The organism is Mycobacterium sp. ABE4_509 (assembly GCF_056160785.1).
On record NZ_JBSWXU010000021.1, the window covers coordinates 18,656 to 32,989 of the forward strand.

General features: G+C 65.2%; 11 protein-coding genes. 5 read left to right on the forward strand and 6 right to left on the reverse strand.

Annotation, left to right across the window (positions count from 1 at the left end; genetic code table 11):
* Positions 1-74: 74 nt before the first annotated feature.
* Entirely contained in the window at positions 75-2,288 is a 2,214-nt protein-coding gene (locus ACXAID_RS07200) for an acyltransferase family protein (RefSeq protein ID WP_475021508.1), read from the forward strand.
* A 10-nt stretch (positions 2,289-2,298) separates the two neighbouring features.
* Here the strand turns inward: ACXAID_RS07200 and ACXAID_RS07205 are convergent, their stop codons facing one another.
* From ACXAID_RS07205 to ACXAID_RS07215, 3 genes are all read right to left on the reverse strand, one after another.
* Entirely contained in the window at positions 2,299-3,477 is a 1,179-nt protein-coding gene (locus tag ACXAID_RS07205) for an acyltransferase family protein (protein WP_475021509.1), read from the reverse strand.
* Positions 3,478-3,760: 283 nt separating this feature from the next.
* Positions 3,761-5,035, reverse strand: coding sequence for a glycosyltransferase (locus ACXAID_RS07210; protein ID WP_475021510.1), 1,275 nt, complete (start codon positions 5,033-5,035; stop codon positions 3,761-3,763).
* Positions 5,036-5,042: 7 nt separating this feature from the next.
* Complete coding sequence (locus ACXAID_RS07215) at positions 5,043-5,918, reverse strand: class I SAM-dependent methyltransferase (protein ID WP_475021511.1); 876 nt, start codon at positions 5,916-5,918, stop codon at positions 5,043-5,045.
* A 208-nt stretch (positions 5,919-6,126) separates the two neighbouring features.
* On the opposite strand from ACXAID_RS07215, the gene ACXAID_RS07220 reads away from it, so the two are divergent.
* Positions 6,127-7,350, forward strand: coding sequence for a glycosyltransferase family 4 protein (locus ACXAID_RS07220; RefSeq protein ID WP_475021512.1), 1,224 nt, complete (start codon positions 6,127-6,129; stop codon positions 7,348-7,350).
* Here ACXAID_RS07220 and ACXAID_RS07225 read toward each other — a convergent pair.
* Positions 7,311-8,786 carry a PE-PPE domain-containing protein gene (locus ACXAID_RS07225; RefSeq protein ID WP_475021513.1) on the reverse strand — a complete coding sequence of 492 codons (1,476 nt, stop codon included), beginning with the start codon at positions 8,784-8,786 and terminating at the stop codon, positions 7,311-7,313. The genes ACXAID_RS07220 and ACXAID_RS07225 overlap by 40 nt on opposite strands.
* A 207-nt stretch (positions 8,787-8,993) precedes the next feature.
* Between ACXAID_RS07225 and ACXAID_RS07230 the strand changes: the two genes are divergently transcribed.
* Together ACXAID_RS07230 and ACXAID_RS07235 are read left to right on the forward strand one after the other, a co-directional pair.
* Positions 8,994-10,637: a GMC oxidoreductase gene (locus ACXAID_RS07230; RefSeq protein ID WP_475021514.1), complete on the forward strand. Its 1,644-nt coding sequence runs from the start codon at positions 8,994-8,996 to the stop codon at positions 10,635-10,637.
* 57 nt (positions 10,638-10,694) lie between these two features.
* Positions 10,695-11,522, forward strand: a complete 828-nt coding sequence (locus ACXAID_RS07235; RefSeq protein WP_475021530.1) for an alpha/beta fold hydrolase — start codon at positions 10,695-10,697, stop codon at positions 11,520-11,522.
* On the opposite strand, the gene ACXAID_RS07240 is transcribed toward ACXAID_RS07235, so the two are convergent.
* Complete coding sequence (locus ACXAID_RS07240; protein ID WP_475021515.1) at positions 11,470-12,459, reverse strand: Gfo/Idh/MocA family protein; 990 nt, start codon at positions 12,457-12,459, stop codon at positions 11,470-11,472. The two genes, ACXAID_RS07235 and ACXAID_RS07240, sit on opposite strands and share 53 nt — an antisense overlap.
* A 30-nt stretch (positions 12,460-12,489) precedes the next feature.
* On the reverse strand, positions 12,490-13,302 hold the full coding sequence (locus ACXAID_RS07245; protein ID WP_475021516.1) for a TylF/MycF/NovP-related O-methyltransferase: 813 nt from the start codon (positions 13,300-13,302) through the stop codon (positions 12,490-12,492).
* 234 nt (positions 13,303-13,536) lie between these two features.
* On the opposite strand from ACXAID_RS07245, the gene ACXAID_RS07250 reads away from it, so the two are divergent.
* The gene (locus tag ACXAID_RS07250; protein WP_475021517.1) at positions 13,537-14,328 is read left to right on the forward strand and encodes a GAP family protein; all 792 of its coding nucleotides are present in this window, start codon (positions 13,537-13,539) and stop codon (positions 14,326-14,328) included.
* Positions 14,329-14,334: the final 6 nt, after the last annotated feature.

Consider the following 14,334-nt stretch of genomic DNA (forward strand, 5'->3'; position numbering starts at 1 on the left):
TCGAATAACAGCGCTCAAGTTCGGTTCGGGCATCGAATTGCCCATTGTCGCTGCAGAACTCTCCTCTCGAGTAGGTGACCTTGCCCCAGGCGGACGGACGCGGCTCGACTGAAGAGCGGGCGCATCGGCAGTTGCCGCGGCCAGGATTCCGGACGGATATCGAAGGACTACGCGCCGTAGCAGTTGTGGCGGTTGTCCTCTTTCACGCGTCACTACCCGGTCTCAGCGGCGGGTATGTCGGCGTCGACGTGTTTTTCGTCATCTCGGGTTTTCTGATCACGGGGCTGCTGTGGCGTGAGGTAAGCGCGACCGGTCGGGTCCGGCTTGGCAGCTTCTACGGTGCGCGAGCCCGGCGACTACTACCGGCCTCCGCTGCGGTCGGCGTCATCACGATGATCGCGACGGCGATCTGGCTGCCCCCGTTGCAGGCACCGGCAGTACTCGGGGACGGAATCGCCAGCGCCCTCTACGTCAGCAACTACCGGTTCATGCTCGAAGGTGTCGACTACTTCAACTCGGCCGGCCTCCTCGTGCCGTCTCCGTTCCTGCACTACTGGTCACTCGGGGTCGAGGAACAGTTCTATCTGGTGTGGGCGCCGATGATCCTCGGGGCGGCGTGGCTGATCCGCCGGTCCCGGCGACGTCGCGAGGCGGCGGACATCCCGTCGCACCGTCCTTACCTGGTCGTGCTGTCTGTGGTCGCAGCGGTGTCTTTCGGGCTCTCCTACTTGGCCACTTATGTCGTGCCCGCCGTAGCGTTCTATTCGCTGCCCACTCGAGCCTGGCAGCTTGCGCTGGGTGGGTTGGTTGCGCTGTCAGTCGGACGCTGGGCCAAACTGCCGCGGAGGTTGGCGGCAGTGGCTGGTTGGGCGGGGTCCACTCTGCTCGTACTGGCTTGTACTTGGTTGAGTCCGGACTCGCCGTACCCTGGCGTGGCTGCGCTGTTGCCGACCATCGGCACGGTGCTGATAATCGGTGCTGGATGTGCCATCCCGACCTACGGCGCGGGGCGTTTGTTGAGCCTGGCGCCGATGCGTGCCATCGGCAGGATCTCCTACTCCTGGTATTTGTGGCACTGGCCGGTGCTGATATTCGTGCCGGTCATAGTCGGTCATCCGCTTGGGCTGGGTGCCCGGCTTACCGCGGCGGCATTCGCCGCTGGGCTGGCTTGGCTCACGATGCGCTACGTCGAGAACCCTCTGCGCTTCGCACCGAAAGTGCGCGACTCGGCTGGGCGCAGCCTGGCGCTCGGCGCTGCGGCGACTGCCATTGCCGTGTTCGTGGGTTTTTCGATGGTCGAAGTCGTGCCGACTCCGGTCGGTCACGGAGCGGCGGCCAAACCGCTGAAGGTCACCGTCGAATCGGTGCCGGCTGGTTCGGATATCGGGTCTTATGACTCTGCGGTGCGGCAGGCCTTTGCCGAAGTCCAGGCAGCGGTGGCGGCCTCGGCCGACCTCGGGCCCGTCCCGTCCAACCTGGACCCCCCACTCGCGGCCGCGTCAACCCAGGAAACCACCGTATATCTCGAGGGCTGCATGCGGGATTTCTTCGAGACCGGGCAGCCCGAGTGCGTGACAGGGGACACCGCTTCGACCACGACGGTGACCCTTGTGGGTGATTCGCATGCCGCGATGTGGAATCCGGCACTACGGCAGGCCGCCATCGAACGAGGCTGGCGGCTGGAGACATCGGCCAAGGTTGGCTGCCCCCTTCTCGACCTGCCAATCAAGAACCACGTGGTGAACGGGGACTACACCTCCTGTGAGGAATGGCGAGCCGAAATGATGGATCGACTGCGGGACAAACCACCTCGACTGGTCGTGTTGGGCATGTGGCGCGGATACGGTTCAGGCATCTGGGAGTCGGGATTCCGGTCGTATGACGCAGCGTGGATCGCCAGCTTGAACCGAACCGTTCAGATGTTGCGAAGCAACGGGTCCCAAGTTCTGGTACTCGGCCCCATTCCAGATCCACACACCGTGGTGCCGGTGTGCCTGTCTCATCACCTCGACGACGCAGCCTCGTGCGCGGCGGTGCGATCGATCGCCACAGCGGATGCGCGGTCGATCGAAGCGGAAGCTGCCGCCACCGAAGCCGGCGGTGGACAACACGCCGACCTCACCGACCTCTTCTGCACCGAGCACCTGTGCCCGGTGATCGTAGGCAACTCTCTGGTCTATTTCGACTGGAACCACCTGGCGGCCGGCTACTCGCTGGCGTTGGCGCCGGTCATCGGGGCGTTGGCGGACCGAGCGATGGCCCACGGAGCACGTTCTGCGTTGCGGTAGCGGCGGCGAGTCAATCGGCGCTCGTCGCCGGAGGGCTTCTCCTCAGCAGGCGCGATTTCAGCGACATCGCGGGCTTTTCGATCAAGAACCAGCTCAGAGCGGCCAACGGCACGGTGACCGCAGTGGCGACGATAGCGAACAGTGGCGGCGCCAGAAACGCTAGCCCGCAGATGACCAGGAGCTGTTGCATCGGAAAGGCGTAGATGTACACACCGTAGGACAGATCGGTGCGCAACCTGAAACGCGGGTTGTGGATGAGGGCGCCTGAAGCGATCAGTGCGTAGGCCAGTGGGAAGGCGGCGATCACACGGTAGTTCGGCAGCAGGCTGGCAAGCAGGACTATGGCGACACTGAGCGCGACCAACGACCATCGAGCGGGAATCACGTTGCGCAACTGATAGAGCAGTGCTCCGGCGAGGAACATGACCGCGAAGCGTGCCGCTGCTCCTTGGGCGATCAGCAGCTCCGTCGCCGCGTCGATCTGCGGCCTCTCGCCGGGGGGCGCTTCGACGATTGCGCTCATCGACGGCAGTTGCATCGACCAGAGCACAGCCATCGCCAGCAACAGTGGGATCACCCATCGGCGAGCAAGAAGTCGGGTCACCCCGAGGACGGCAATGGCGATGTAACACAATGCCTCCCAGTAGAGGGTCCACAGCGAGCTGTTCCACTCTCCAGGGCGCGGAACCCCCAGTGGGGTGCCGTCGATATCGTTGACCTTGATAAGCAGGGCGCTGTTCTGCAGGACATAGTCGATCGGCCCCGAAGACAGCAGCAGGTTGGCTGGAGCGCCGCCCTGAATCGCCACGGCGGTCGGTGCGATGACGAATGCCACCACGATCAGGCAGATCCAGAACGCGGGAAGTAGGCGTAGCCCTCTGGCCGCGAAATAGTCTCTCAGGCGCGGTCTTTTGAACCAGCTCCAGGTGATCAGGAATCCCGAGATTGCAAAGAATCCGTCCACCCACACATCCCTGAGAAGCTGATGGGCTGGTTCGAACGATACCTGGCGCCCGGTGACAAGCCAGGAGTGCCAAAGTATCACCCCTGTGGCCATCGCCAATCGCCAGGCATTCAGGGCATTGTTTTTGGGATCGAACTCGTCGCCGAGTTTGAGGATGGTCTTGCGGGGCCGTTCTGACCGTCCGGCGCCCTCCCCCGACCCTGCGACATTTGGATCCGCGCTCATCTCACCTCATCCGCCCGAGTGAACTACCCAGGTTGTCTCGCCGACGCAGAATCGCCACAGGTCGATCGAATCCCACTGTCCGGCGCTGGCTCACCTGCCCATTCCGTGTGCCACCTGGTTCGCCAGGAACTTCGCCAAAAGTGACTTCGGGCGCACAATACAACGATCAATCGCCAAAGGGAGGCAGCATCGCGAGATTGCTCAGAATTGACAGTCCGGGTGCCTGCAAACCTTGGTCTCCGGACAGATCGCCTGCTCCGCTGGTAGCGACCCGTCCGCCCGGTCAGCCGACGCGACCGAGGCGCGCGAACTCTTCAACAAGGTCAGCAGCGGCAACCGCGCTTTCGGACGGCTGCGTCATTTGCTGCGCGAGGGCGCGGGCGTTGGCGAGGTACTGGGGGTCGAGTGTCCGGCGGAGGTCTGCGAGCAAGGTTCTCTCGGTGGTCGTCGAAAACCGTCGCCCGGCTCCCACCTTCAATCGCTTGAGCTGGCGCGTCCGCAATGCCTGGTCAGGCAGGGTCCAAAGGCCGACCTGCGGCACCCCCGCCCGCAGGCATGCGGCGATGGTTCCGGCGCCGCTGTGGTGCACAACGGCGCGACAGGCCGGGAAGGTCGTTGCGTAGTTCAGTTGGCCCACAAACTTGATGCAATCGCGGTTGCGGACGCCGCTGAGGTCGGTGGCGCCGGCGCCGACCAGAGCTCGTTCACCGAGCTGCTCGCAGACGGCGCTGATCATTGCGATCGTCTCGGCCGGCGAGCCGATCGGCACGCTGCCGAACCCGAAGAAGACCGGTGCGCTTCCCTCCGCAATCCAGGTGGCGACCTCCTCGTCGGCCTCCGTCGGTGATTCCAGCGTCAATGTTCCGACAAAGGGCCGCTGGCCACCCCATTTCGCCCACTCGGCCGCCAGTCCGGGGACGACCGCCTCGTCATATGCTTGAATCTCGAGACAGGCGCGCTCTGCGATGCGGTCTGGCCACGGAGTTGCCGCTTCGGGCAGGCCAAGCCCGCGGCGCTGAGCATCCTCGACTTCCTTGACCGGGCCGCTCCAGGACAACCGCTCATAGGCCCGCATCACCGCGTGGCCCAACGTTGCTGGTAGGAGCGGCAACACCCTCCCGTTTGCCCTGGTGGGGAAGAAATGCACGGTGGCCAGCGGAATGCCGTAGTACTCGGCGACGTTCGCCGAGAACTGTTCGAAACCGTAACCGGCGATGATCAGGTCGGCGCCCTCGGCGAGCTCGGCCAGCGTCGAAAAGGCTTCCGCGGTCCAGCACCGGGAGACTATCTCCCCGATCTCGCGTCCCATCCTGTCCAGATCTCTTGCTCGCCAGGGCGTCCGGAACAGACACGACCAGTAGTCGCGTTGGGCATCCATCATTACCTGCGAGTCCTCGCCCCACGCGATCGCAGCGAGCCCGGCTGATTCGGCGAAGCCGACCACGTTGGGCGGCACGGCGATGGCGACCTCATGGCCGCGGCGCAACAGCTCGCGGCCTATGACAACAGTGGGCTCGACGTCACCACGTACGCCGTGGCAAGCGAGCGCGATCTTCATCGCAGACCTAACCTTCCGGGTCGCTCGCGCCGGGCGCGGGGTCGAACTCAACCAGGGCCAGCATTGCCAGCACCGGGAAACCGAGTCCCACCAACCGTCGAAGAGGTCGATACACGGGGTGGTGCCGGGTCTGCCACAACAGGTGGCCGAACAACGCGCCACGCCCCTGCGGAAGCGCAAGGTTGTGGACGGCCCGAACCCTGGGCACCAGGTCGTTGAGGTCGGCCAACTCCCCCGGTGACAGGCTGAACGGGGTTCGTGGCCAATCCTGCCGCAGCACCTTCCACAACCGATGCCGCGCCGCCAGCATGGCCTGGGACTTCGGCGGTAGGTCGAACATCATCTGCCCACCGGGGAAACGACGGGCGCACTCGCGAATCAAACCGAGCGCGTCGGCCGGCTCCAGGTACGGCAGGAGTCCCTCGGCGGTGATGAACACCCCGCCTTCCGGGTCCACCCGGTCCATCCAGCTGAAATCCAGTACCGATTGCGCGCAGCTCGAAATGCGCGGGGAATGCGGTAGCAGCCGCTCACGGAGTTCGATGTTCGGCGGTAGATCGACGGTGAGCCAACGAAACCCATCGCCGAGTCCGGCGGCGTCGAGGCGCCAGAAGCTCGTCTCCATGCCCTCGCCGAGCGCGACGACCGTGGCATTCGGGTGATCGGCGAGGTAGCGGTGGGTGTTCTCGTCGAACGCCAGGGCCCGGATGGCGAGGTCCTGACCGTCGGCGGCGAGTTTGAACCTGTTGAAGTCGTAGTCGATCGAATCGACCAGGCTGATCGCCAGCGGGTCGTCGATGATGGCGTCGGGCCGTGACGCCTCACTTGCGCGACACCACAACGTCACCATGGCAGTGTCCGGCAGCGGCATGACGTTCGTCATCGAAGCGCTGCTCCGCCCGTGATCACCAAGATCTCAGTCACTCCCTGCGTGGCCGTCACCGTCTCGTGGCGTGCAACCGGAACCTCGTCCGAATTTGCTCAATTCGGCGTGCACGGGCACCGCCGGGCCACGATGAACACTACGCCAAACACCATCGGGTGGCACCGATATCGGTCAATGTCGGTTCTGCGTCCCATACACTCCGGGCATGTTCGCTCGTGACGCACTGCGCCGCGCGCGGATGCGGCTCAGCACGAATCGATCATCCTCGCCTGGCGGCAGTCCGGTGCCCCGGGTCGTCGTGGTCTCCAACGTCAGCAACTTCGGCGGTGGTGGCGTGATCGGATTCCGGGACATCCTGCGAGCGCTTCGAAGTAAACGCCCGGACGTCGAGCTCTTTGCCGTATTTCCCCAGAAGGGAGATCTGGCGGCGGACTGCGCCCGGTACGAAGTCACCACGCTGACTGCCTGGACGCCATGGTGGGCCTTCGGCAAGTGGTCGCGAACCGCTGGTTTCGACCTGCATGCGTTGGTCGGCGCGGTGCCCTACAGCATCATCCTGATCCCGGGCATCGTGCAGGCGGTGCTGCTGCTGAGGCGGCTGCGTCCGGCACTGGTGCTCAGCAACACCATGACGATCCCGTCCCACGCGATCGCGGCCGCCCTGCTCGGTATCCCCCACCACTGGGTCGTCCGCGAGTTCGGCAGAGATGACCACCGATTGTGGTTCCTCCTCGGCTACCGCAGGACCGTTCGGCTCATCGGCCGACTGTCGGAGTCGGTGATCTGCAATTCACGGGCGGTCGAGCTCGCCCTGCTGGCGCAGGATCCGTCGATGACCACGCATGTGGTCTATCCGGTGGTCGACACTCCCCTCGCGACAGCCTCGGAGCGCCGGCCCGGGGAGCCCATGCGAGTCCTGCTCGTCGGCTATTTCTCGCAATCCAAGGGGCAGCACCTTGCGATCCAGGCTGTCTCCGCCGCCCGCCGGGCCGGCGTCGATATCGAGTTGACGCTGATCGGAGCGGGCAGCCACAAACCGCTACGCATCCTCGCCGAGACGCTGGGCGTCACAGATCTGGTCCGCATCCACGAACCGACCCGCGATCTCCGACCGCACTGGTCAGCCGCCCACGTCGGGCTCATGTGCAGCGAATCCGAGGCGTTCGGGCGGGTGACCGTGGAGGCGATGAGGGCGGGACTGCCGGTATGCGGGACCGATTCGGGCGGTACTCCTGAGATCATCGCGCCCGGCGTCACCGGACTGCTCAGCCCCGCCGGCGACGCCGAGCAACTCGCGGCCAATCTGATGAGACTCGAAGCAGACGAGCAGTTGCGTCGAGAGTTGGCCCGCGGAGCACTGGCGGCGTCACAACGCTTCGGGCGGGACCGTCATGACGACGAACTCGCCGCCGCACTAGGCCTTTGTTGACGATCGGCACTGCGAGCGCCAGGCTTGCCTCTACTGGACGAGCCCGAATCACCGGCTGAGGTTTTCGCCGACGTCTCAGCGCTACTCGAGTTGTCCGCGTGGCGTGAATCATCCGCGGCGGTGTCAGCAGCTTCTTCGACATCGGCGCTGTCATCCGACGGTTCGGAGAACACCGTCGAGGGGTCTGTGTCCACCGGCTCGGCCTCGACGAGCTCATCGATCTCGTCGCCGGGCTGTTCGGACACCGGTGCCGAACAATCGGTACACGTCGACACCGGCGAGACGGTCGGAGCCGCACTCGGGTCGCTGATCGCGGCCGGTTCCGGCGGTGCGGAATCGCCCTCCGGGCCGCCGACGCCGTATGCGTCGGGCCGCTGGGTGCTCAGCGGGCGTACCCCGGTGAGGTGCTCGATGCCGTTGTCGAGTCCAGTCGGGATCGCCACCAGAAGGTCGTTGGCGAACGTGATGGGGTTCTCGAAGTACAGCGGATCGAACGGGGTCGGTTTGCCCGGGCTGATGCTGCGGTCGTAGGCGGACTCGACGATCACACGCAGCACCGGGTCCCACGAATCGGCCAGCGCAGGTCCGACCACCGGGATGCCCTGCACGGGGTGCAGGATCGGGAGGATGTCGGTGCCGATCATGTAGTAGTGGGTGTCACCGTACTGCCCCTGATCGACCACGCCGGGATCGTCGAGGCTGTGGTCGCCGTAGGTGGTGTGCAGCAGGACGATCCCCATGTAGGCATTGAGGTCTGCGAGCAGGTTGAGCGGATTCAACGGGATATCGGTGAAGCCGTACTGGATCGCGATGTCGACGGTCGAGTATTGGGTGTCGGTCGGAGCCGGCTCGGTGATCTGCTCGTGATGCGGTACCCCGAACAGTGTGGCCGCCACGATTCCGGTGGTGTCGCGGGTACCCAGCCCCCCGTTCGGTCGCGCATTGCCGATCACGACGAAAGACACGTCTGGGCCGTCGCCCGCCGCGTACTGGGCCGTGAGCCTGGCCTTCTCCAGCATTGCGATGGTGGCGCTCTGCGAGTATCCGAAGACCACGAACGAGTCGGCCGGGGACGGCGCGGAGGACGCGATGTTCTCGTTGTAGTGACAGACCTCGGAGGTGATGCAGTTGTCGAGATTGGCCAGGCCTTGGGCGATCGACTCCCCCAAGGTGAGGGTTCCGTAGTTCGGTGCATGCTCTTCGGGAGTGATGACGGCGACGCTGTTGTAGGGCCCGTCCGGGATTCCCGTGGAGTCGGTCCCGGTCGCGGAGGGCAGCACATAGTCGTTTTCGGCCATGCCGATGTACTGCTGCACGTACGGAATCGTGTCCGGTGGTGTCGCCAGCGAATGTCCCGTGCCGCCCATGATGAGCAGGGTCGTTCCCGCGAGTGCGGCGAAGGTGAAAATCGGCGGCATGGTCGCCGCGATGGTCACGACGGTAGCGACCACGAGTGCTGATACCGCCACGACAGTCGCGCGACGCGCACTGCGCATGTAAAGCCCCCTCGAGTGCGGTGTACTGCCGCCTTGCATGAAGCGCAGCCCCACAATCTGTTGCTGTATCAGTCGAATCCGATGTTACGATCCTGAATCGCCCAAGGCTAGAGCAATCTTTGGGTCATCACGCTGAGGAGCTCGATTGTGGCTGATGGCGACTTGACTGCCGACAGCGCAGAACGCGTGCTGTGGGACGTGATCGTCGTCGGAACGGGCATGGGCGGTGGCATGCTCGGCCGCCGGCTGGCCCAGTCCGGCCGAAAGGTGCTGTTCGTCGAAAAAGGACGCTCTGCGCTGCCCGAAGTCCCCGACACGATTCGGTCAGCCATGCCCGAGGTGGCCGAACCGCACGCGGGTCAGTCCACGGCGACCTACTTCGACGCCCTGGCCCGCGCCGGTCGGTCCACCGACGAGATCGAAGACATCAGCGGACGGTTCTCGAAACGATTCATCCCCTTCATCGGAAGCGGGACGGGCGGATCCTCGGCGCTGTACGGCATGGTGTGCGAGCGGTTCTTCGCCGAGGACTTCACCCCCCGGCAGTACTTCGGTGACCCGGGTGACTCAACCATCCCCGACGCCTGGCCGGTCACCTACGAGCAGATGGCTCCGTGGTACGGCGAAGCCGAGCGGTTACTCGGCGTCCGGGGCGGGCCCGATCCGCTGCGGCCGCCCGCCGGGGGTTTGCCCACCGCGCCACCGTTCTCAGCCGAGAACCAGCTGCTGGCCGACTATCTGGCCGGGCGCGGGCTGCATCCATACCGCTTGCCGATGGCCTGTGACTACACCGAGGGATGCGTGACCTGCCAGGCCTATTTGTGCGCGAGGACGTGCAAGAACGAGGCCGGCCGCAATGGCGTGCAGCCGGCTGTGGCCGAGCATGGTGCGCAGTTGCTGGCCGACTGCCGGGTGCTGCGGTTGGACGCTGACCGCACGCACGTCCGGCGGGTCATCTGTGAGCGCCGCGGCACTACGCTGACATTGAAGGGCAAGGTCGTGGTGCTCGCCGCCGGGGCCCTGGCCACTCCACTGCTGCTGCTCAACTCGCGATCCGGTGACTGGCCGCGCGGTGTGGCCAACGGCTCAGACTGGGTGGGGCGCAACCTCATGCGGCACCTGCTGGACTGGATCGAGGTCTGGCCGGAACCCGGTTGCAGGATCACCGCCGAGAACAAGGAACTCGGGCTCAACGACTTCTACTTCTTCGAGGGCCAGAAACTCGGCACCGTCCAGTCGGCGGGTGCCATGACGACACTGGCACCGATGGAGATGCTGACAAACCACCCGGGCTGGGGAGCCAAGGCCATGCGTCTGTTGAGCCCCGCTGCGCGACCGTTCTACGAGAAGTTCTTCACCGGTGGGCTGATCTTGGCCGCGATCATGGAAGATCTCCCGTATCTCGACAATCGTGTGCTGCCCAGTGCCGATCCCGGTTCCGACGGCCGCCAGCGACTTCGACTTCAATATCGTCTGCACCCCAGCGAGGTCGAGCGCCGCGCAACATTTCTGCGACAGGTGAAGGATGTGTTGGCGCCGTTCCGCAGTCTCACGCTGCGAACCGGGGAGAACAACACCGCGCTCGGCCACGTGTGCGGTACGTGCCGCTTCGGCACCGATCCCGACACCAGTGTGCTGGACGCGCAGAACCGCTCCCACGAAGTCGACAACCTCTATGTCGTGGACTCCTCGTTCTTTCCCTCCAGTACCGGGCTGAACCCCAGCCTGACGGTGGCGGCCAACGCCCTGCGGGTGGCCCACCACGTCGATCAGGCCCATTTCGCGAACTGATCCACGGGCAGGCTCGGGGCCTCGCGCCGCGAGTAGCATGGTTTCGTGGATCTGTTTGTGCGTGAATCAGGTCCGTTGGAGGCGCCCACCCTCGTCTTGCTGCACGGAGGGAGGATGAGCGGTTGGTCCTGGGCACCCGTGGTCGAACGAATGCTGCGATACCAGCGATACCGTTGCTTGGTGCCCGACCTTCCGCAGTACGGGAAGAGCGCAGGCCAAGGACCTTTCGAGATGACCCGAGCCGCCGGTGCTGTGGCCGACCTGATCCGGTCCCGGGCCGGCGGGAGGGCGCACCTGGTGGGATTCTCCCTCGGGGCCCAGGTCGGAATGCAGGTGCTGGCGGCCGAGCCCGGCGTCGTCGACCGCGCGGTGCTGTGCGGCGCGATCGTCAACACGCTGCCGGGCGGCCGATTTGCACAACGGGTGGCGGGTCGGCTCGCCCGAACCGCATCGTTCCGGTGGATGGTCAACCGGGGATTCGAGGCTCGCGAAATTCCGATTCCTGCTGCGAATGTCACCGACTATCGTCAGGACCTGAGTCTCAGGTCGGGCGGGGCGGTCGGCCACATCGTCGCGGCGTCGGTGGGTTTCGCTGCTCCCAGTGGACTGGAGAGATCCGGCACCCCCACACTGTTTCTCACCGGCACCAAGGAATGGCCGGTGGTTCGCCGGCGGGCGGCTGCGCTCGCGCGGCTGATGCCGAACGGAACCGAGCGGGTCGCAGTCGGGATGCGCCACGACTGGCCGCTACGCCATCCGGATCTCTTCTCGCGCACCGTCGACGCCTGGCTTTCCCGCGCGGCGCTGCCGACCGAGATCGTGGCAGCGCCGATCAGGCCGGCATGCGTGGTTCGAGGCCGGCGGCTTCGTAGATCGAATCGATGACGGTCATGTTCTCGACCGCGTCCTGGGGTGTCGTCCGGATCGGCTCTCCGCGCAGCACCGCGGCGGCGAAGGCATCCAGTTGATACTCGTAGGTTGCCCGAAGCGGAAAATGTTCCACGCGCTTTCCGTTCGCCGATCGAACCGAGAATCGCTGGAACGGTATCAGCGGATTGAGCCGCAGTTCGCCGCGGTCACCAACCACCCTAGCGGTGAAGTGGGGCAGGTCCGATGACCACATCGAGCAGCGGACACTACCGGTGTATCCGCCGGGAAAACGCAATTCGGCCGTCATGGCCCGGTCCAGTTGCGGACCACGCAGCTTCGCCTGCGCGGACGTGACTTCCGGGGTCGAGCCGCCGAATGTGCGAACCATGTCGACCGCATAGCAGCCGAGATCCATCAGCGAGCCGCCGGCCAGCCTGTAGTCGTACCGGATATCGGAGAACTTCGGCAGCCAGAAGCAGGACGCCGCCTCCACCCGCTGCAGCCTGCCCAGTTCACCTGAGCCGATGATCTCTTCGACACGCAGGGCGAACGGGTGGTAGCGGTAGTGGTAACCCTCCATCACCACCCTGTCCGAAGCCGCAGCCAGCGCGGCGATCTCGCGTGCCTCGGCGGCGTTGGCGGTGAAGGGTTTCTCGCACAGCACATGCTTGCCGGCCTCGAGCGCTGCGCGCGTCCATCTGCCGTGCAGCCCGTTCGGAAGCGGGTTGTACACCGCGTCGAGATCCGGGTCGGCGATCAGCGCCTCGTAGCTGTCGTGCACCCGGGCGATGCCGTGCTTGCCGGCGAACGATCGCGCGCGTGAGCCATCGCGCGCGGCGACGGCCGCCACCACCGCCTCGCTGTGTTTCCTGGCGGGTTTGATGATCGCCGCAGGCGCAATGCGCGCTGCCCCCAGGATGCCGATCCGTATCGGGGCCTCGGTGTCAGACACGTGCTCGAGGTGAGTGCTCGACCCGGATCACTACTTGCGCCACAGCACGCCTGTCCCGTCGATGTCGACGATGGGTGCTGATATCCCATGCCTCGTACGGTAATCGGTGACCGCCGTCTCGCACGCCTTCACCGCCCGATAGTCGTCGATGATGCAGAAGCCGCCCGGTGACAATCTCGGATAGAGGGCATCAAGGGCCTGGATGGTGGATTCGTAGAGGTCACCGTCGAGCCGCAGCACCGAGATTCGCTCGATCGGGGCGTCGGCAAGGGTGTCCTTGAACCACCCGGGCAGAAAACGGACGCGGTCATCGAGCAGGCCGTAGCGCTCGAAGTTCGCGCGGACTTCCGATTCCGAGACCCCCAGTATTCCGGCGGCGAAATCAGCCCTGATCCCCTTGTCCGCTTTGTAGTTCGCCGGGTCCGAGCGCGGCACCCCCTGGAACGAATCGGCAAGCCACACGTTTCGGGTGCCGTCACCGTAGGCTGCCAGGACCGCACGCATCAGGATGCACGCTCCTCCGCGCCACACCCCGCATTCGATCAGATCTCCCGGGATGTCCTCCTCGAGCACTGTTTCGACGCAGTGCTGCAGACTCGTCAATCGCTGCATCCCGATCATCGTCTCGGCCTCTGCCGGCCAGTCCAGGCCTAATTCGCGTGCCTGCTGGGCCTTCGCATTCGAGCCCCGGAGTATCGGGGTCAGAGTGTTGACGGTCTTCAGCAGGAGGCGACGCTGCAGTGGCCAACCCGACGGGGTGCGCTCGTGCATTCCGTATCTGGTCAGGTTGCGCCGGAGCAGGTCGAGGTACAGCGATCGGACGTCGTAGTCGGTCACAGTCACGGCTGCCCCTATCTCGCATACCGGTGTTGATCTCGCAAACCGGCGGTGATCTCGCAAACCGGTCTTGATCTCGCAAACCGGTACTCCCGGGCAGAGTCTAGACATCTATCGACCGCGTGTTCCGCACTTTCCCCGAACAGATCGTCACAGGCGTCGATTTGTCGGTGTCGGACGGTCGACGACGATGCGGCGGATCGGCGATGGACACACAGACGACCCGGTAGGGTCCCGCCCATGTGGAGCTCGCTGCTGCTCCTGGCTGTGCTGGGGATGCTCAATCCAGTTCGCCTCGGAGTCACAGCACTCGTGATCTCCCGCCCAAGACCGCTGCCGAACCTGCTCGCCTACTGGACCGGCAGCCTGACGGTGGGCGTTCCCGTGCTGTTCGTGCCCCTGTTGGTGCTGCAGTTCACCCCGATGCTGCGGTCTTTCAGCCAAGACTGGGCTGATCCGGGTGCCAGTTCGACTGTCCAGCGCATCCAGGTCGGCTTCGGGGTGTTCGCGCTGTCGGTCGCCGTTTTGTTGACCTTGAGCTTGGTGATGCGTCGGCGCCCCGCAGGCGTAGCGGCCCAGGGCTCCCCGGCTGTGCTCGACGAGCCGGATACGGCGTCCGCACAATCGTCGCCGCTGAATCGGGCTGAGGATGACGCGGCCGAGGGCGGGTCGGCGATACGTCGGCTGATCGGCCGCGCCAACAACGCCTGGGAGAACGGCTCGCTGTGGGTGACCTGGTTGATCGGCCTGCTGGTGGGTCCCGGACCCGACGCGGTGCTGTTCGCGCTCGCGATCATCGTTGCCTCGGGAGCGGCGCTGGGCGCGCAGCTGGTCGCCGCTGCCGCATATCTCGTCGCGATGCTCGCGGTCGTCGAGGTCATTCTGGTCAGCTACCTGGTCACCCCGGCGAAAACGCGGGCTGCGCTGAAGCTCCTACACGACTGGGCATCGGCGCACCGCCGCCACATCCTGATCGCGATATTCGCGGTGCTCGGGTTCTCGATGGTGGCTCACGGAATGGGTGGGATCTGAGGCTGT